At 67.5% G+C, this 16,950-nt stretch carries 15 protein-coding genes; 9 read left to right on the forward strand and 6 right to left on the reverse strand.

Features of this window, described 5'->3' with window-relative positions:
• Window positions 1-25: 25 nt before the first annotated feature.
• Window positions 26-883: a 23S rRNA (adenine(2030)-N(6))-methyltransferase RlmJ gene (locus ACX9OW_RS00735; protein ID WP_053517399.1), complete on the reverse strand. Its 858-nt coding sequence runs from the start codon at window positions 881-883 to the stop codon at window positions 26-28.
• Window positions 884-917: 34 nt separating this feature from the next.
• Here ACX9OW_RS00735 and creB point away from each other — a divergent pair, with 34 nt between their 5' ends.
• From creB to ACX9OW_RS00770, 7 genes are all read left to right on the forward strand, one after another.
• Window positions 918-1,637 carry a two-component system response regulator CreB gene (creB, locus tag ACX9OW_RS00740; protein WP_080375257.1) on the forward strand — a complete coding sequence of 240 codons (720 nt, stop codon included), beginning with the start codon at window positions 918-920 and terminating at the stop codon, window positions 1,635-1,637.
• Window positions 1,638-1,640: 3 nt separating this feature from the next.
• Entirely contained in the window at window positions 1,641-3,101 is a 1,461-nt protein-coding gene (gene creC / locus ACX9OW_RS00745; protein ID WP_197571881.1) for a two-component system sensor histidine kinase CreC, read from the forward strand.
• Window positions 3,102-3,182: 81 nt separating this feature from the next.
• Entirely contained in the window at window positions 3,183-4,502 is a 1,320-nt protein-coding gene (gene creD / locus ACX9OW_RS00750; protein ID WP_065181151.1) for a cell envelope integrity protein CreD, read from the forward strand.
• A gap of 10 nt (window positions 4,503-4,512) precedes the next feature.
• Complete coding sequence (locus ACX9OW_RS00755) at window positions 4,513-4,923, forward strand: hypothetical protein (RefSeq protein ID WP_459061762.1); 411 nt, start codon at window positions 4,513-4,515, stop codon at window positions 4,921-4,923.
• Window positions 4,924-5,021: 98 nt separating this feature from the next.
• The gene (locus tag ACX9OW_RS00760; protein WP_111185835.1) at window positions 5,022-6,620 is read left to right on the forward strand and encodes a M20/M25/M40 family metallo-hydrolase; all 1,599 of its coding nucleotides are present in this window, start codon (window positions 5,022-5,024) and stop codon (window positions 6,618-6,620) included.
• Between the two features lie 90 nt (window positions 6,621-6,710).
• Window positions 6,711-8,114 (forward strand): glutamate--tRNA ligase, encoded by a 1,404-nt coding sequence (gene gltX, locus ACX9OW_RS00765; protein ID WP_053517391.1) that lies wholly within the window; start codon window positions 6,711-6,713, stop codon window positions 8,112-8,114.
• Between the two features lie 33 nt (window positions 8,115-8,147).
• Window positions 8,148-8,639 carry a Fur family transcriptional regulator gene (locus tag ACX9OW_RS00770; protein ID WP_053517393.1) on the forward strand — a complete coding sequence of 164 codons (492 nt, stop codon included), beginning with the start codon at window positions 8,148-8,150 and terminating at the stop codon, window positions 8,637-8,639.
• A 74-nt stretch (window positions 8,640-8,713) separates the two neighbouring features.
• On the opposite strand, the gene ACX9OW_RS00775 is transcribed toward ACX9OW_RS00770, so the two are convergent.
• The 4 genes from ACX9OW_RS00775 to ACX9OW_RS00790 all read right to left on the reverse strand — a co-directional run bounded on the left by ACX9OW_RS00775 (window position 8,714) and on the right by ACX9OW_RS00790 (window position 14,608).
• Window positions 8,714-9,874 carry an HlyD family secretion protein gene (locus tag ACX9OW_RS00775; RefSeq protein WP_074900901.1) on the reverse strand — a complete coding sequence of 387 codons (1,161 nt, stop codon included), beginning with the start codon at window positions 9,872-9,874 and terminating at the stop codon, window positions 8,714-8,716.
• A 10-nt stretch (window positions 9,875-9,884) separates the two neighbouring features.
• Window positions 9,885-11,558, reverse strand: a complete 1,674-nt coding sequence (locus tag ACX9OW_RS00780; protein ID WP_346475548.1) for an MFS transporter — start codon at window positions 11,556-11,558, stop codon at window positions 9,885-9,887.
• The gene (locus ACX9OW_RS00785; protein WP_053518751.1) at window positions 11,558-12,124 is read right to left on the reverse strand and encodes a TetR/AcrR family transcriptional regulator; all 567 of its coding nucleotides are present in this window, start codon (window positions 12,122-12,124) and stop codon (window positions 11,558-11,560) included. Before ACX9OW_RS00785 ends, ACX9OW_RS00780 begins: the two co-directional genes overlap by 1 nt.
• Before the next feature lie 276 nt (window positions 12,125-12,400).
• Complete coding sequence (locus ACX9OW_RS00790) at window positions 12,401-14,608, reverse strand: TonB-dependent receptor (RefSeq protein ID WP_065174668.1); 2,208 nt, start codon at window positions 14,606-14,608, stop codon at window positions 12,401-12,403.
• Window positions 14,609-14,742: 134 nt separating this feature from the next.
• Here ACX9OW_RS00790 and ACX9OW_RS00795 point away from each other — a divergent pair, with 134 nt between their 5' ends.
• A complete protein-coding gene (locus ACX9OW_RS00795; RefSeq protein WP_053518754.1) occupies window positions 14,743-15,156 on the forward strand; it encodes a MerC domain-containing protein in 414 nt (137 codons plus the stop codon).
• 110 nt (window positions 15,157-15,266) lie between these two features.
• The gene (locus ACX9OW_RS00800; RefSeq protein ID WP_004150462.1) at window positions 15,267-15,446 is read left to right on the forward strand and encodes a 30S ribosomal protein THX; all 180 of its coding nucleotides are present in this window, start codon (window positions 15,267-15,269) and stop codon (window positions 15,444-15,446) included.
• Window positions 15,447-15,644: 198 nt separating this feature from the next.
• On the opposite strand, the gene ACX9OW_RS00805 is transcribed toward ACX9OW_RS00800, so the two are convergent.
• Window positions 15,645-16,895, reverse strand: coding sequence for an alkaline phosphatase family protein (locus tag ACX9OW_RS00805; RefSeq protein WP_459061763.1), 1,251 nt, complete (start codon window positions 16,893-16,895; stop codon window positions 15,645-15,647).
• Window positions 16,896-16,950 lie beyond the last annotated feature (55 nt).

A 16,950-nucleotide genomic window follows, 5' to 3' on the forward strand; every position in this document is an offset into this window, starting at 1 on the left:
CGGGCGTACAGCCTCGTGAAGGCCATTATTCAGGTGCCTTGAGCCAATCCAGGCGGGTGCTGGCGCCGGGCTCACCCAGGTGCTGGCGCAGCGCCGGCAGGGCCGGACCGACCGCCCGGTCGAACTGCCAGGGGGCGTTGAGCACCAGCATGCCGCTGCCGTTGAGGCGCAGCGGTGAGTCGTCGGGGCGTACCAGGAACTCGATGGTCACTGCCGACTTGACCGGCAAGGCAGTGGCCTTGCGCAGGAAATGCAGGATCGTGCGGCGCTGCTTGATCGGGAACCACACCGCGCAGGTGGCCTGCGGCCAGCGCGCCAGCGTCTCGGCCAGCGCTGCCAGGATGCGCTGGTACTCGGCGTCCTGGGCCTCGTAGGGCGGGTCGATCAGCACCAGGCCGCGGCCGATCTTGCTGCCGTTGACCTTCGGCGGCAGCAGCGAGCGCAGCAGTGCATAGCCGTCGCCCGGGTGCACGCCGACCCGGCTGTCATGGGCGAACAGGGCCTTGAGCGTGCCTGCTTCGTCTTCCTGCAGCTCGCATACCGCCATCCGGTCCTGCGCACGCATGGCCTGGGCGGTGAGCAGGGGCGAGCCGGGGTAGTTGGTCAGCGCGCCGACCGGATTGTCGGCCTGCACGGCCTTCAGGTAGCGCTCGACCACGTCCGGCAGCTTCGGCTGCGCCATCAGGCGCATGACCCCGGATTCGGCCTCCAGCGTCTTGCGGCTCTCTTCGCTGGCCAGCAGATAGCGGCCAGCGCCGCCGTGGGTGTCCAGCACGAAGAACGGGCTGTCCTTGCGCTTGAAGCTGTCGATCAGGGCCAGCTGCACGATGTGCTTGAGGACATCGGCATGGTTGCCGGCGTGGAAGGCATGGCGGTAATTCATGCGGGCAGTGTACGGGGCGGCGGCCGCAGCGGCTATGCTGCGCGCCATGACAGCTCCCGTTGCCCATGTCCTGGTGGTCGAGGACGAAGCCGCCATCGCCGAAACCGTGCTCTACGCGCTGCGCAGCGAGGGCTACCTGGCCAGTCACTGCCTGCTCGGCAGCGATGCCCTGCAGCGGCTGCGGGACGGTGGCATCGATGTGGTGGTGCTGGACGTGGGCCTGCCGGACCTGAGCGGCTTCGAGGTCTGTCGTCGGCTGCGTGCGCTGCCCGGTCCGCAGGCGCAGCTGCCGGTGATCTTCCTGACCGCCCGTAACGACGAGCTGGACCGGGTGCTGGGCCTGGAACTGGGCGCCGACGACTACATGGCCAAGCCGTTCTCGCCGCGCGAGCTGGTGGCGCGGGTGCGCGCGCGGCTGCGGCGGGCGGTGCCTGCTGCCAGCGACACCGACGCGGGCTGGCAGACGCATGGCGCCTTCGCCATCGACCGCGAGGGCCGGCGTGTCCGCTTCCACGGCCAGGCGCTGGACCTGACCCGCTACGAGTACGCACTGCTGGAAGCCCTGCTGCAACGCCCCGGGGCCATCCTCAGCCGCGCCCAGCTGATGGACCGCGGCTGGGACAGCAGTGCCGACAGCGCCGACCGCACGGTCGATACGCACGTCAAGACCCTGCGTGCCAAGCTGCGCGCGGCCGGCGCCAGCACCGACCCGATCCGGACCCACCGTGGCCTGGGCTACGCCCTGGAGGTGTGAGCGATGCGTCTGGTGATGAAGCTGTTCCTGGGCTTCTTCCTGATCGTGGGCATCGCCGCGTTCTTCGTCATGCGCGTGTTCGTCAACGAAGTGAAGCCGGGCGTGCGCCAGGCGATGGAATCGACCCTGGTCGATGCAGCCAACGTGCTGGCCGAGATGGCGGCGGCGGACGTCAAGGCAGGCACCATCAACAGCGGCAGTTTCACCCGCAACCTGGCCAAGGCGCGGCAGCGTGACCTGAAAGCGATGGTGTGGCGCTTTCCCAAGCGCGCCCTCGATTACCGGGTGACGATCACCGATGCGAAAGGCATCGTGATCTACGATTCGCAGGGCCGCGACGTCGGTCGTGACAACTCGCGCTGGAACGATGTCTACCGCACCCTGCGCGGCGAGTACGGCGCCCGCTCCAGCCCGGAGACGCCGGGCGAGGAGGGCAACACCGTGATGCATGTGGCCGCGCCGGTGTACGACCCGGGCGATGGCCGCACCCTCATCGGCGTGCTCACCCTGGCCCAGCCCAACCGCAGCATCGATCCGTTCATTGCGGCCAGCCAGCGCGCCATCATCGAACGCGGCGCATGGCTGATAGGACTCTCGGCGCTGGTCGGGGTGCTGGTGACGATGTGGTTGACCACCGGCCTGGGCCAGCTCAGCCGCTATGCGCGCGCGGTCACCGCCGGTGAGCCGGTGCCGCCGCCACGCCGCCGCCGCGATGAGATCGGTGATCTCGGCCAGGCGCTGGAGACCATGCGGCGCAAACTCGAAGGCAAGGCCTACGTCGAGCAGTATGTGCAGTCGCTGACGCACGAAATGAAGAGCCCACTGGCCGCGATACGCGGTGCCGCCGAGCTGCTGCAGGAACCGATGGCCGATGCCGACCGTGCGCACTTCGCGCGCAGCATCCTCGAGCAGCAGGAGCGGTTGACCGAAACCATCGACAAGCTGCTGGCGCTGGCCGAAGTGGAGCAGCATGGCTGGCTGCAGACGCGTGCTCCGATCGCACTGCCGGACCTGCTGCAGCAGACCGTCGCAGCCGCGCAGGTGCGCGCGCAGGCGGCCGGCGTCGAGGTACGCACTGATGCCGTGGCGGATCTGAGCATTCAGGGTGATGCCTATCTGCTGCGGCAGGCGCTGAACAACCTGGTCGACAACGCGGTTGCCTTCTCTCCATCGGGGACGGAGGTGGTGCTGCAGGCACAGGTTGAGGACGGCGGCGTGCGCCTGCAGGTGGCCGACCGGGGGGCCGGCATTCCCGACTATGCCCGTGACCGCGTGTTCGAGCGCTTCTATTCGTTGGCCCGTCCCGGCAGTGGCCGCCGCAGCTCCGGCCTCGGGCTGCCGTTCGTGCAGGAAGTGGCGCGCCTGCACGATGGCCGTGTCCAGCTGCAGGCCCGCGACGGCGGCGGGACCGTGGCCAGCCTGTGGTTGCCGCTGGGCATGCCCGGCCCGCGCACGCGGCGCTGACTTCACATCCGCTTCAAATTCGCCACAAACCCCGCTCACCGTCACGGTCCATGCTGCAGCCCTCTCCAACGAGGATGGACCATGAAATCCCTGAAGATGCTGCTGCGGTTCGCCATTGTCGGCGGGCTGATCCTGCTGCTGCTGATTCCGCTGATGATGATCCGCAGCGTGATCAACGAGCGCAGTCAATACCGGGACGAAGCCTTCGCGCGGGTCGCTGACAGCCGCGCCGGCGCGCAGCAGCTGGTGGGGCCGGTGCGGGTGGTGCCGTGGGTGGAGCGCCAGCAGGTGGAAGTCGTCGACGCCAAGGGCAACAAGAAGACCGAGGTGCAGGTCAGCGAAGGGCACTGGCTGCAGATGCCGGCCTCGCTCGACGTTGGCGGCGAGATGCTGCCCAGCCAGCGTGAGGTCGGGCTGTTCAAGGTGCCGGTGTACAGCTGGAACGGCCAGTTGAAGGCCTCTTTCGCGGCTGACGACTATCCGGTCAAGCCAGGCCGCACCTATGGCCAGCCCTATGTGGCGCTGGGGGTGTCCGATGCGCGTGGTCTGGTCGGCACGCCCAACCTGCGCGTGGATGGCCGCCAGGTACGCCTGCTGCCGGGCGTCGGCGCCGCTGCGGAACTGGGGCGTGGCCTGCATGCGCCCGTGGCGGGTTTTGCCGCGGTGCAGGGCGGGCTGCTGGCAGCGAGCACGGTGGAGCTGGAACTGCGGCTGGACGGCAGCCGCATGCTGTCGGTCGTGCCGGTAGGCGATGACAACCGCATCGCACTGCGGTCGCGCTGGCCGCATCCGTCCTTCGCCGGCGCCTTCCTGCCGAACGAACGCCGCGTCGATGCGCAGGGCTTCGACGCACGCTGGGCGGTGTCCTCGCTGGCCTCCGATGCCCAGCGCCAGCTGCGCGGCGATGGCGAGGTGGCGTCGCAGGCGGTCAGCGTGTCGCTGGTCGATCCGGTCGACGCCTACACACAGGCGGATCGCGCCTCCAAGTACGGCGTGCTGTTCGTGCTGCTCACCTTCGTCGGCTTCATTCTGTTCGAGCTGATCAAATCGCTGCGCATCCACCCGCTGCAGTACCTGATGGTGGGCCTGGCACTGGCGATCTTCTTCCTGCTGCTGATCAGCCTGTCCGAGCACATCGCCTTCTGGAAGGCGTATCTGGTCTCGGCGGCGGCCTGCATCGGCCTGCAGGCGGTGTACCTGGCCAACGTGCTCGGTCACTGGAAGCGCGGTCTGGGCTTCGCCGCGCTGCTGACCGTGCTGTATGGCGCGCTTTACGGGCTGCTGGTCTCGGAGAACAACGCGCTGCTGATGGGCTCGCTGCTGCTGTTCGTGATTCTGGCGCTGGCGATGTGGGTGACCCGCCGCGTGGACTGGTATGCGCTGGGCGCGGAAGCAAAGTGAGGAGATCGCGATGGGATGGCGCCAGGGATTGCGGCTGAGAGCCCAGCAGGGCATTCCGGCCCTGCTCGAAGTGGATGCACTGCTGCAGGCGCATGGCGTGCTGGCGGCCCTGCCGGGGGCGCGGATCGCCCCCGGCCTGGTCCGCTTCCAGCTGGCGGCGGCCACCTGCGAAGGAGTGCTGGGGCAGGGGCTGGAGTGGCTGGACGGTGCACGGCAGGGACGTGGCGTGCTGGGTGGAAGGGTGCCGCGCTACCGGCCCTGGAAGGCCGGGCCGGGGGCGTTGGCCGAGATCGGCATCGCCGGGCTGCCCGGCGACTGGCCCACGCACGCTGCGGTTTACGGTTGCAGCAGCATCGACCGGCGGCACTGGTTGCTGCTGCTGCCCATGCGCGCCCAGTTGTGGCTGGGCTGGAGCGGATGAGGCGTCTGCACTGCCCATGACCGATGGGACGGGGGCCGAGCGCCCCCGCTGGCTAGACTCGAGGGGTTGATGATCGAGCCGAAGGGCAGGGGTGGGATGTGCTGAAGTGGGGTGTGCTGGCGGTTGCGCTGGCGATGAGCGGCAATGCGATGGCGCAGCAGCGCGAGCCGGTGGACCTGGACATGGTCAGCCGCATCCGCCAGGAGGCGTTCCATCGCTCGCAGGTGATGGACACCTTCAGCTATCTCACCGAGCGCATCGGGCCGCGCCTGACCAACTCCCCGGCGATGGGGCGTGCCAACGCGTGGACCCGCAGCAAGTTCACCGAATGGAAACTGGACAACGTCCATGACGAAGCGTTCGACGACTTCGGCCGTGGCTGGGAGTTCACCTCGGCCAGCGTGGAGATGCTCGGTGACCGCGTGATGCCGCTGCACGCACTGCCCAAGGCCTGGACGCCGGGCACCCGCGGACCGGTCGAGGGCGAGCTGGTACAGGTGGACATCAAGAAGCCGGAAGACATCGAGAAGTACCGCGGCAAGCTGCGCGGGAAGATCCTGCTGCTCGGCGAGGCGCGCGAGTACAAGCGGGGTACCGAGCCGGACTCGCATCGTCACGACGCCACCTCGCTGGAGGGACTGCAGGAATTCACCCTGCCCAAGGACAAGGACGCCACCGCCGAGCGCGCCAAGCGGGTGAAGGAGTACCAGGAGCGGCAGGCGCTGGCGGCCAAGGTCAACGCCTTCTTCGTCGAGGAAGGCGCATTGGCCTCGATCAGCATCAGCAGCTGGGACAACGGCATCATCCGCGTGGCCGGTGGTGGCTCGCGCAAGGCCGGGGAATCGGTCGGCATTCCGGAGCTGGCGATGATCGCCGAGCACTTCAATCCGCTGGTGCGTGCACTGGAGGCCAAGCAGCCCGTGCGCCTGCGGGTGGACGTGAGCGCGCGTTTCACCGACGACAGCGATCAGCCCGGCTACAACACGCTGGCGGAGATCCGGGGCAGCAGCAGGCCGGATGAGGTGGTGATGATCGGCGCGCACCTCGATTCCTGGCACAGCGGCACCGGCGCGGCTGACAACGCGGCCGGCGTGGCGGTGATGATGGAAGCCATGCGCATCCTCAAGGCCACCGGTGCCAAGCCCCGGCGTACCATCCGGGTGGCGCTGTGGAGCGGCGAGGAGCAGGGCCTGATCGGCTCGCAGGCCTACGTCGCCAAGCACTTCGGCCAGTTCCCGGAACCGGTGGACGCTGCGCAGAAGGCGTTGCCGGCCTCGCTGCGCGACCCCACCGGACCGCTGCGCAAGACCCGCGACTACAGCAAGTTCCAGGTCTACTTCAACATGGACAACGGCTCCGGCCGCTTCCGTGGTATCTACGCGCAGGAAAACCTGGCGGCGATGCCGATCTTCGAGGCCTGGCTCGCCCCGTTCCATGATGTCGGCGCCACCACGGTGGCGACCCGCAACACCGGCAGCACCGACCACATCAGCTTCGATCGCATCGGCCTGCCCGGCTTCCAGTTCATCCAGGACCGGCTGGATTACTTCACCAATGTCCACCACAGCCATCTGGACACCTGGGACCACGCCGAGCCCGAAGATCTGAAGCAGGCAGCGGCCATCGTGGCCTCCTTCGCTTACAACGCGGCGATGCGCGAGCAGTCGTTCCCGCGCAAGGCCGAGCCGCAGCCGTGACGTGAGCCGGAGGGACGGACCCCGTCCGTCCCTCCGTGCCGGCGCGGGGCTGGTGGTAAAATCGGGGAATTCCCGTTCCTCGAGCCCCACATGACCTGCCGCACCCGCTTCGCCCCCAGTCCTACCGGTTATCTGCATATCGGTGGCGCCCGCACCGCGCTGTACTGCTGGCTGGAGGCCCGCCACCGCGGCGGCGAGTTCGTGCTGCGCATCGAGGATACCGACCGTGAACGCAGCACCCAGGGGGCGATCGACGCCATCCTGGAGGCGATGGAGTGGCTGGGCCTGGACTACGACGAAGGTCCGATCTACCAGACCGACCGGGTAGCCCGTTACCGGGAAGTTGCCGAGCAGCTGATTGCCGACGGCAAGGCCTACTACGCCTATGAAACCCGGGAAGAGCTGGACGCGATGCGCGAAGCCGCCATGGCCAGGCAGGAAAAGCCGCGCTACAACGGTGCCGCGCGCGAGCTGGGCCTGCCGTACCGGGACGACCCGAACCGCGTCATCCGCTTCAAGAATCCGCTGCAGGGTACGGTGGTGTTCGATGACCTGATCAAGGGCCGGATCGAGATCGCCAACAGCGAACTGGATGACATGGTCATCTTCCGTCCGGACGGCTATCCCACCTACAACTTCGCGGTGGTGGTGGATGACTGGGACATGGGCATCACCGAGGTCATCCGCGGTGACGACCACATCAACAACACGCCGCGCCAGATCAACCTGTACGAAGGCATCGGTGCACCGGTGCCGAAGTTCGGCCACATGCCGATGATCCTGGACGAGCAGGGCGCCAAGCTGTCCAAGCGCACCGGCGCCGCCGACGTGATGCAGTACCGGGATGCCGGCTACCTGCCGGACGCACTGCTGAGCTACCTGGCCCGCCTGGGCTGGTCGCATGGTGACCAGGAACTGTTTACCCGCCAGGAACTGATCGACCTGTTCGATGTGAAGGACTGCAACTCCAAGGCGTCGCGCCTGGACATGGCCAAGCTGGGCTGGGTCAACCAGCACTTCCTGAAGACCGTGGAGCCGGCCGACATCGTGCCGCACCTGGTCTACCAGCTGCAGAAGCTGGGCCTGGACGTGGCGGCGGGCCCGGCACCGGTAGACGTGGTGATCGCCCTGCGTGAACGCGTGCAGACCCTGAAGGAAATGGCCGAGAAGGCCGTGGTCTGGTACCAGCCGCTGAACGACTACGACGAAGCCGCAGTGGCCAAGCACTTCAAGGCCGGGGCCGAGGTCGCCCTGGGCAAGGCCCGTGAACTGCTGGCGGCGCTGCCGGAATGGACGGCCGAAGCGGTCGGCACGGCCCTGCACGACACGGCCGCCGCGCTGGAGATCGGCATGGGCAAGGTCGCCCAGCCGCTGCGCGTGGCCATCACCGGTACCCAGGTCAGCCCTGACATTTCCCACACCGTGTACCTGGCCGGCCGTGAGCAGGCCTTGAAACGCATCGACGCGGCCATTACCAAGGTAGCAACGGTCTGAGGCATCCTTGCCAGGCCGAACCGGAGAACGCGCATGCCCGCCAAGACTGCCACTGCCTGTACCGCCCCCCACCACCACGTCCATGACGCATCGGATTTCGTGGCGGTGGTCGAGCGTGTCTCGCGCGAACGCGGGCTGCGCCTGACCCCCATCCGCGCCAACGTACTGAAGCTGATCGCCGAAGCCGGCAAGCCGGTCAAGGCCTACGAGCTGCTGGAATGGGTGCGCAACGGCAAGGGCGTGGGCGCCGATGCCCCGCCCACCGTGTACCGCGCGCTGGACTTCCTGATGGCCAATGGCTTCGTGCACAAGCTGGAATCGGTGAATGCCTTCGTGGCCTGCCACCACCCCAGCAGTGCGGCGCATTCGGTGCCGTTCCTGATCTGCAACAGCTGCCACAGCGCGGTGGAGCTGGAAGACCGCGAGATCGTCGGCCAGCTGGAGAAGCGGGCCAAGGAGCTCGGCTTCCAGCCGCAGGCGCAGACGCTGGAAGTGCACGGACTCTGCGCCCGCTGCGCAGGCTGAGCGGCCGGTGGGATTGGGGTCAGATCCCTTTTGCCTTGGCAAAAGGAATCTGACCCCGTTTCACGAGCTCGACCCTACCGGGCCGGCGCAGGCTCGGCCGCCGTATCCACCCGTGCGATCACCGACATGCCGGGACGCAGTCGCGCGGCCAGCTCCTGCCCCGGATCGATCGAGATCCGGATCGGCAGCCGCTGCACCACCTTGGTGAAGTTGCCGCTGGCATTGTCCGGGCGCAGGACGCTGAATTCCGAGCCGGTGGCGGGGGCGATCTGCTCCACATGGCCGCGCAGCACCTGGCCCTGGAACGCGTCCACGGCGAACGTCGCAGGTTGGCCGATGCGCATCTGCCAGGTCTGGCCCTCCTTGTAGTTGGCGACCACCCACAGCGCGTCGGGCACCAGGAACAGCAGCTGCGAGCCGGCGGCCACGTACTGGCCGGTCCGCACGCTGGCCTCGCTGATCTGCCCGTCGCGCGGCGCATGGATCACGGTATTGGCCAGGTCGATGCGTGCCAGTTCCAGTTGCGCCTGTGCGCTTTCCACCTGTGCCTCCAGGCTCTTGCGTGCCACCTGGGTGGAGACCAGCGTTTCCTCGGCGATGCGGATCTGCGCCTGCGACTGCTGCACGCTGGCCTGCGCCGACGCCTGGGTCGTGCGGAAGCGGTCGCGGTCATTGATCGATACCAGGCGTTGTGCGGCGAGCTGCTCGTACCGCTTCAGCTCGTTGCGGGAGCGCTCAAGCTCGGCCTTGCCGGCGGACAGGGTGGCCTGGGCCGCAGCGATCTGCGCGCGGTTCTGCGCCTGCGACTGATCGGAGTTGGCCAACGCCGCGCGCGCGCTGTCCAGCGTGGCCTGTGCCTGCGCCACGCGCTGCGCATAGATGCGGTCATCGATGCGCAGCAGGGGTTCGCCCTTCTTCACGTGCTGGAAGTCCTTCACCAGCACCTCGGTCACATAGCCATTCACCTGGGGTGCCATCACCGTGATCTGCCCGCGCACGTAGGCGTTGTCGGTGACCATCACGCTGCTGGCAAACGGCCACAGGTGCCACGCGCGCAGGATCAGTGCGATGCCCAGCAGGGCCACCACGACCATCACTGCCACGCTGCGCGCGCTGGGTTTGAGGTACTTCGGCGCGACCGCCGGCTCAGCCGGCGTGGGCGCAGGTGCCGCGTCGGTCGGCGGCGGTGGGGTCACGTTGTCGGCATCGTCGGGACGGGGCGGGACGGGAGGCATGGCGAAGGACTCAGCGGAGCGCTGCGGGGGAGGCCGCAGCGGAGGAGGGCGGATGGCGCTTGCGCCACTGCTTGAGCACGGCGGTACGCAGCGACAGCAGCAGCAACCAGCACAGGAAGCCGATCGCCAGCCAGCCGCTCAGGGTGAACACATCATTGAACCCACGGACATTGGCCTCGCGGCGCGTCGTCTGTGCCAGCTGCGCGGTGCCCTGTGCGCTGCGCAGCACCGGATCGGTGATCTGCGCGGCGTACAGCTGCTGCTGGATGCGCAGGCGCTGCGCCACCACCGGGTCGGCGGGATCAAGCTGGCTGGTCAGCGCGCTGGAATACAGCTGTTCGCGATGCAGCTGGAAGGTTCCCAGCAGCGCCGAGCCGGCCAGCCCGCCCAGCGTCTGGGTGATCGACAGCGTTACCAGGAAGGTGATCATGTGGTCCACACCCTGTTTCAGGGCGGCGGAGATGCCCAGCATGATCAGCGGGCCCATGAACATCCCGGCACCGACCGAGGCCAGGAACTGGCTGAGGTAGAAATCGTGGGGACGGTCCATGCTGGTGCGGTTCTGGTCGAAGAACGCCGCCGAACCCAGCAGCAGGATCGCCATCAGCAGCTGCGGGATCAGCCGCTTCGGGCCGAAGGTCACGGCGGTACCGATGATGCCGGTGACAACCCCTGCCAGAATCACCACGAACAAGGGGCGCAGCTGGTCCGGGCCCATGCCCAGCGTGCGCATCAGGCTGACCACGCCGTAGGACTGCTCGGTGGTCAGGAAGCGGATGAGGAACGCACCCACGATGAAGTGCAGTACCGGCAGGCTGGCCAGCCAGCGCGTCTGCAGCAGTGGATTGCGCCGGTAGTGCTCGATGATGAAGGCGGTGGTCGACAATGCGATCGAGGCGACCAGCGCCCAGCCCAGCCACGGTGTGTCCAGCCACCAGCGCGTGTAGCCCTGGGCCAGCACCACCACCAGCAGCGCAACCGCCGGGGCAAGCAGGCTGAAGGTGAGGAAATCCATGGGCTCGAAGGCCTTGATCTGCACGCCTGGCGGCAGCTTCAGCACCACCACCGCCGCGAACGCACACAGCGCCAGCCCTGCTTCGAAGGAATACAGCTGGTGCCATTGCCCGGTATCGACCAGGCCGGGCGACACGATCCAGGCCAGCGGAACTGCCAGCTGCGACAGACCGACGCCGATCACCAGCAGGTTGCCGGTGAAGCGCCGCGGCAACGCCTGCAGCATGTACAGCGTACCCAGCGTCGAACACGCCGCACCGGCGAAACCGCTGGCCGCGCGCGTCAGCATCGTGGTTTCGAAGCTGCCCACGAACAGGTGCAGCACGGCCAGCGCGGCATACAGCCCCAGGCCGATCTCGGCGAACAGGCGGATGCCGTACTGCTGGCGGAACTTGAAGGCCAGCAGGTTGGCGGTGACGTTGACCATCGCGTAAGCGGCCACCAGCCAGCTGCCCTGGGTCGGGGTGAGCTGCAGTTGCCCCTGCAGGAAGGGCAGGTTGGCGGTGACCAGCGCATTGCCGAGGCCGCCGGTGATGGCCACCAGCAGGGACACCAGGGCATAGGCTGCACGCCGGTAGGGTGGGTGCCACGGCATCGAAGCCGATCCGGGCATGGTCGGCTTCTCATGCTCCTCCCAGTCCGGCACCGGCTTCAGATACGGCTGCACCATCAGCGTGCTCCGCTGGCTGCTCCCTGGAGTCCTCCGCGCAGCAGTTGCAGGGCACGCCCGGCCAGACGGGCGCGCTCGTCACGGGTCTTGCCGCGAAGGGCCGCTCCCAGCATGCCGGAGATCAGTGAAATATCCGTTTTTTCCAGATCGGGACGGCACAGGCCTGCGGCGATGGCCCGCTGGATCGGTGCTTCCAGCAGGTCGCGTACGGTCTCGCGCGCGGCGCGCATGGAGGGCACGTCCGAATCAACGGCGCGCCAGTAATCGGCCAGCGCAGGTGAATCGATGATGCGCTGGGCCATCCCCTCGAACACCTCGAACAGGGCGTCGTCACGGTCGCCCAGCTGCTCCACCTGGCGGCGGATGCGGTCGACCGCACGCTGCAGCAGGGCCTGGATCAGCGCGGTGCGGTCGGGAAAATTGCGGTACAGCGTGGCCCGGCCCACCTGGGCGCGTTCGACCACCAGATCCAGCGGAGCGGTGACGCCGTGTTGCCCGAACACATGGTCGGCGGCGTCGAGAATGAGGGCACGGCGGGCAGCGGCATCAGCGCGTTGAGCGGTCATGGGTTCATTTTCGGACAGAAGTGTCCGATGTGCGAGACATTGAGTGACGGGATTGTCCGGTTGTTGTCCTACGCACATCTTTGTGATCGGTGTGTGAATTCGTATCCATGGCAGGTGGGAGGTGCCACCAGGCCATATCGATAGCGTCACGGCGCGGCTCATGTCCGAAGCCGTACCGGGTCCAAAAAAAAAACGGGGGGCCAGCAGGCCCCCCGGGAGAGAACGACAACGAGCGTCGTCAGGGATCAGTGGAACGGCGTCCTGCTGCTGGAGGGGTCAGAAGTACGCACGGATGCCGAATGCGACACCGCGGCCCGGCAGCGGCGAGTAGTCGCGCAGCAGCGAGGTGTGCGGGCGCACTTCACGGTTGGTCAGGTTGCTGCCATCCAGGAACACCTCATAGCTGTTGCTGTCGTTACGATCCCAGCGGTAGGCCAGGTGCGCATCGACCAGGGTGTAGCCGTCGCTCGGCTCTTCGTTCTGCGCCACGTCCTTCTGCCGGCTGTAACGCACGGCGCCCACCGACGCGCGCCAGCCGTCCTTCGCCCAGCGCAGGTCGGCACCAACGCGGGCCGGCGCGATGCGCGGCAGGTAGCCGGTGTTGGCCAGCTCCACGGTGTAGTTGTGGTTGTGGTCACCGTGCGGCACCGCGATGTCGAGGTTGCGGCTGCCGTTGCCGTCCAGCTTGGCCTGCACGTAATCGCCGAACAGGCGCAGATCCCAGTCGCCTGCGACGCCTTCGAACAGATGCACCAGGGCTTCCGCCTCGGCACCCTTGAACACCGCATCCTGCTGCGTCCATGCACGCACCGGCAGGCCTTCGGTGACGCCGGTGTCGGCCAGGTAGATGAAGTCCTTGAACTTCGTCTGGTAGATCGAGGCGGAGAAGTCCAGGCGATCGCTGTGGGTGTGGATGCCCAGCTCGACACGCTGGCCGCGCTCGGTCTTCAGGTTGGCGTCGCCGATTTCCAGCGAGCGGGTGGCAATGTGCGCGCCAGCGGCATACAGCTCTTCATTGGTGGGGGCACGTTCGGAGCTGTCCACGCCGATGCGCAGGTCGACCGCGTCGTTGAGCTTCCAGATGCCGGCCGCGGACAGATTGGTGGCATCGAACTGCCGGCGGCGGTAATCGCCGGTCGGGTCCAGCTTGACCTGGTCGTGGCGCCCGCCGAGTTCGAGCTTGAACGGGCCGAACTGCTTCTCCTGCAGCACGAACAGGCCGATGTTTTTCGTTCCGGTGTCCGGCACGAATGCTTCTTCGCCCTTGGCGCCGAAATCGCTGTTGCCGAACTGCACGCCGAAGGCGCCGTCCCAGCCACCGACCTGCTGCTGTACGGCTTCCAGGCGGGTTTCGATGCCGCGGTTGGTGAAGCGTGTGGAGGGCGTGCCGGCCTCCAGCTCGACATGCTCGTAGTCGGTGTAGGCCACGCGGGCATTGATGTTCTTCAGGAACGAGACCGGGTTGTAGATGCCGGCCTTGGTCTCGAAGCGGTTCTGCACCATGTCGATGCGTACGTCATGCTCGTCGCCGCCTTCCTCCTCCTCGCCGTGATCATGATCATGATCGTGGTCATGATCGTCGCCGTCCGCGTGGACGTGGGCGCCATTGGGGATGCCATAGTTGGTGCGATAGGTGCTGGCCGACACGCCGAAGTAGCCGCCCTCGCCCAGCCAGGTGGCACCCACGCCACCGGCCCGGGTGCGGATGGAGCTGTTGTCCAGGCGGCCACGGCGCGGCTCGTCGCCTTCCTCGCCCGCGTGGTCGTGGTCATGGTCTTCGTGGTGGTCTTCCAGGCTGTCGATCACCGCGTAGCCGGGAATGCGGTAGTCGTCGCCGTTGCGCACCAGGCCGTCGACATGCAGCACGACGTTGCCGCTGACGCCGTCGAGGCGGAACATGCCGCTGCGTTCGTCATTGACGGAGTTACCGCGCAGTTCAGCGCGGCCGCTGAGCGGACGGTCGGGCAGCTCGCGGGCGATGCGGCCATCGACGACGTTGACCGCGCCGCCGATCGCACCGCTGCCGAACAGCAGTGTCGCCGGGCCCTTCAGCACTTCGATCTGATCAGCCAGGAACGGTTCGATGCTGGTGGCATGGTCGGCGCTGACGGTGGAGGCATCCATGTTGCCCATGCCGTTGGACAGCACGGCCACCCGCGGGCCTTCCTGGCCGCGGATGATTGGACGACCGACACCGGGGCCGAAGAAGGTGCTCTGCACGCCCGGCAGCTTGGCCACCGTATCGCCGAGGGTGCCTGCCTTCTGTTCGTCCAGGCGCTCGCCGGCGAGCACTTCGACCGGCCGCGCCAGCGACTCGGCGTCGCCCTGCAGCGGCGAGGCGGTGACCTGCACCGACGACAGCTCGGTCAGGTGGCGGTCACGGTGCGCATCGTCGTCGGCTGCGGCGAATGCGGCGGACGGCAGCAGCGCGGCGAGCGCCAGGGCGAGGGTGTGCGGCTTGAACCGCAGGGATGGGGCGGGCATCGAGAAGTCCTTGTTACTGTGTATCAATTGTGAAGCGCACGTATCCCGTCGCGGGACAGGGGGAGAGGAGATCGTGCGGACCAGGAAGGGATGTTATATTATTCCATAACGATTCGCCGACCCTGCTGGAAGTCATGTCCCTCTCCTCCCACCTGCGCCATCTGCTCGACCGTTTCGGTGCCACCGGATCGATGCTGTGCGCAGTGCACTGTGCGGTGATTCCGGTGCTGCTGGCCGCAGCGCCTTCGCTGGGCCTGTCGTTCTGGCTCAGCGATGGCGTTGAACAGGCGCTGGTCGTGTTCGTGACCCTGCTGGGTCTGTTCAGCCTTGTCTGGGGCTACCGCCGGCATGGCGCCCTGCGCGCGCTGGCGTTCCTGATTCCCGGGCTGGTCGCGCTGTGGGCTGGGGTGCTGTACGACCCGCTGCATCACAATGCCGTGCCGCACGCGGTGGTGATGACCATTGGCGGTCTGCTGGTCGGCGTTGCCCATCTGGTCAATCTGCGGCTCAACCACAGCCACGTACACGACGCCAGCTGCGCGCACTAGGCGCTCCGTGATAGGCTTTCCGATCGTGCGCGGGGGCGTCCAGCAAGGCGGCCCCGCCGAACCCGTGTCAGCACGGGGTAACCAGATTTCACATTTGAGGAGTTGAAGACATGGGTAAGGGTGACCGCAAGACCGCCAAGGGCAAGCGCTACAACGCCAGCTACGGCAACGCCCGTTCGCACACCGCGAGCAAGGTCGCCGTAGGCGCCGCTGCCCCGGTCGCCAAGAAGACCGTGGCCAAGGCTCCGGCGAAGAAGGCCGTGGCGAAGAAGGCCGTCGCCAAGGCCTGATCGGCCGGCCGATGGGTCAACGAAGAACGCGGCGCCTGGCGCCGCGTTTTTTTATGCGTGTCGTTGCGGCCGCCGCGTTCGCCGGGCATGGCCCGGCGCTACCCACATTGGCACGGTAGCGCCGGGCCATGCCCGGCGGAGACATCCGACGCCCCATTGCCGTAGTAGCGCCGGGCCATGCCCGGCGGAGACGCCCGATCAACGCAGCGTCTGCTTCAGTGTCTCGGCATTGCCGTCGTTCGGCGCGGCTGGAACCTGCAGCAGGTGCGCCAGCAGCGGATAGACATCGACGTTGTCGAAGCCGTCGATCAGCAGCCCCTGGCGGAACGACGGGCCGCTCGCCACGAACACCGCACGCATCGACGGCAGCGCCGGATCGTAGCCGTGCGAGCCGCCGTCGCGACGATCGCGCCTGGCGATCCAGTCCCGGGTCAGCGCGTCCCAGCCTTCATCCATCTGGCAGACGATGGCGGGTATGCGTGGATGCGTGCCGTAATGCCAGCGCGCAGGCAGGTTCTCCTTCTTCCAGCATTCGTAGTGGGCATGGCGGCCGAGCAGGGCACGTTCGGCCTCGGCTTCACGCCCCGCGACCGGCGCGAAGCCGACCGACTGGCCCTGGCTGACGTTGCGTGCGATGGCCGGGTCCACCATCGACTCGGTGGCGATCACCTGGCCGTCGCCCACCGCGGCCATGCCGTGATCGGAAACCACGATCACATTGGTGGTGGATGTCAGGCCACGCTGCTGCAGTCCGTCGAGCACCTGGCCGACAACCTGGTCGGCCCGCACGATGGCTGCCGTGTACTGCTGCGACTGCGGCCCATGGTGATGCCCGGCCTTGTCGACGTGTTCCATGTACAGCGTGGCCAGGCGCGGCGCCTCGGCATCGCTGCGTGCCAGCCAGCCCAGTACGGTCTGCACACGTTGCTCGAACGGTTCCTTGTCGTTATACGCCAGCCACTGGCTGGGGCGCACGCCCTTGATCTCCGCTTCGCTGCCCGGCCAGGACCAGGTCGCGGAACGCACGCCGGCCTTCTCGGCGCTGACCCAGATCGGCTCGCCGCCCCACCAGTCGCTGCGGGTGACCGCCTCGCGGTTGCTCAGCGCGAAACTGCCCAGCGATGCGTCGTCCATCGCATTGTGGATGATGCCGTGATGGTCAGGGCGCAGACCGGTCACGATGGTGTAGTGGTTGGGGAAGGTCAGCGAGGGATAGGAGGGCGTCATCCAGCGTGCGCGCACGCCGCTGTCGATCATCCGCTGCAGGTTCGGAGTCAGCCCGCGGTCCAGCGCGTCGGCACGCAGGCCATCGATGGAGATCAGCAGCAGCTTCGGTGGTGCGGCCGTCGCCGCAGGCGTGGAGACGGTGGCGGTCGGGGCGGGTGCGGTGGTGCAGGCGGCCAACGGCAGCAGCAGCGCCAGCGCGCAGGTCAGGCGTACGGGAGTCATCCGCCCATCATAGTGCGAGGTAATGACGCGCCCAAGACACGGCGTGCCAGGACCG

It is taken from the genome of Stenotrophomonas genospecies 5 (assembly GCF_054473825.1).

What these genes read in the sequence shown, in the direction of transcription:
- ACX9OW_RS00735 (WP_053517399.1), bottom strand. Translation starts at nt 883, where the DNA reads ATGAATTACCGCCATGCCTTCCACGCCGGCAACCATGCCGATGTCCTC.
- ACX9OW_RS00775 (WP_074900901.1), bottom strand. Translation starts at nt 9,874, where the DNA reads ATGCCTCCCGTCCCGCCCCGTCCCGACGATGCCGACAACGTGACCCCA.
- ACX9OW_RS00790 (WP_065174668.1), bottom strand. Translation starts at nt 14,608, where the DNA reads ATGCCCGCCCCATCCCTGCGGTTCAAGCCGCACACCCTCGCCCTGGCG.
- ACX9OW_RS00795 (WP_053518754.1), top strand. Translation starts at nt 14,743, where the DNA reads ATGTCCCTCTCCTCCCACCTGCGCCATCTGCTCGACCGTTTCGGTGCC.
- ACX9OW_RS00780 (WP_346475548.1), bottom strand. Translation starts at nt 11,558, where the DNA reads ATGGTGCAGCCGTATCTGAAGCCGGTGCCGGACTGGGAGGAGCATGAG.
- ACX9OW_RS00785 (WP_053518751.1), bottom strand. Translation starts at nt 12,124, where the DNA reads ATGACCGCTCAACGCGCTGATGCCGCTGCCCGCCGTGCCCTCATTCTC.
- ACX9OW_RS00805 (WP_459061763.1), bottom strand. Translation starts at nt 16,895, where the DNA reads ATGACTCCCGTACGCCTGACCTGCGCGCTGGCGCTGCTGCTGCCGTTG.
- ACX9OW_RS00755 (WP_459061762.1), top strand. Translation starts at nt 4,513, where the DNA reads ATGGGATGGCGCCAGGGATTGCGGCTGAGAGCCCAGCAGGGCATTCCG.
- ACX9OW_RS00800 (WP_004150462.1), top strand. Translation starts at nt 15,267, where the DNA reads ATGGGTAAGGGTGACCGCAAGACCGCCAAGGGCAAGCGCTACAACGCC.
- gltX (WP_053517391.1), top strand. Translation starts at nt 6,711, where the DNA reads ATGACCTGCCGCACCCGCTTCGCCCCCAGTCCTACCGGTTATCTGCAT.
- creB (WP_080375257.1), top strand. Translation starts at nt 918, where the DNA reads ATGCTGCGCGCCATGACAGCTCCCGTTGCCCATGTCCTGGTGGTCGAG.
- creC (WP_197571881.1), top strand. Translation starts at nt 1,641, where the DNA reads ATGCGTCTGGTGATGAAGCTGTTCCTGGGCTTCTTCCTGATCGTGGGC.
- ACX9OW_RS00770 (WP_053517393.1), top strand. Translation starts at nt 8,148, where the DNA reads ATGCCCGCCAAGACTGCCACTGCCTGTACCGCCCCCCACCACCACGTC.
- creD (WP_065181151.1), top strand. Translation starts at nt 3,183, where the DNA reads ATGAAATCCCTGAAGATGCTGCTGCGGTTCGCCATTGTCGGCGGGCTG.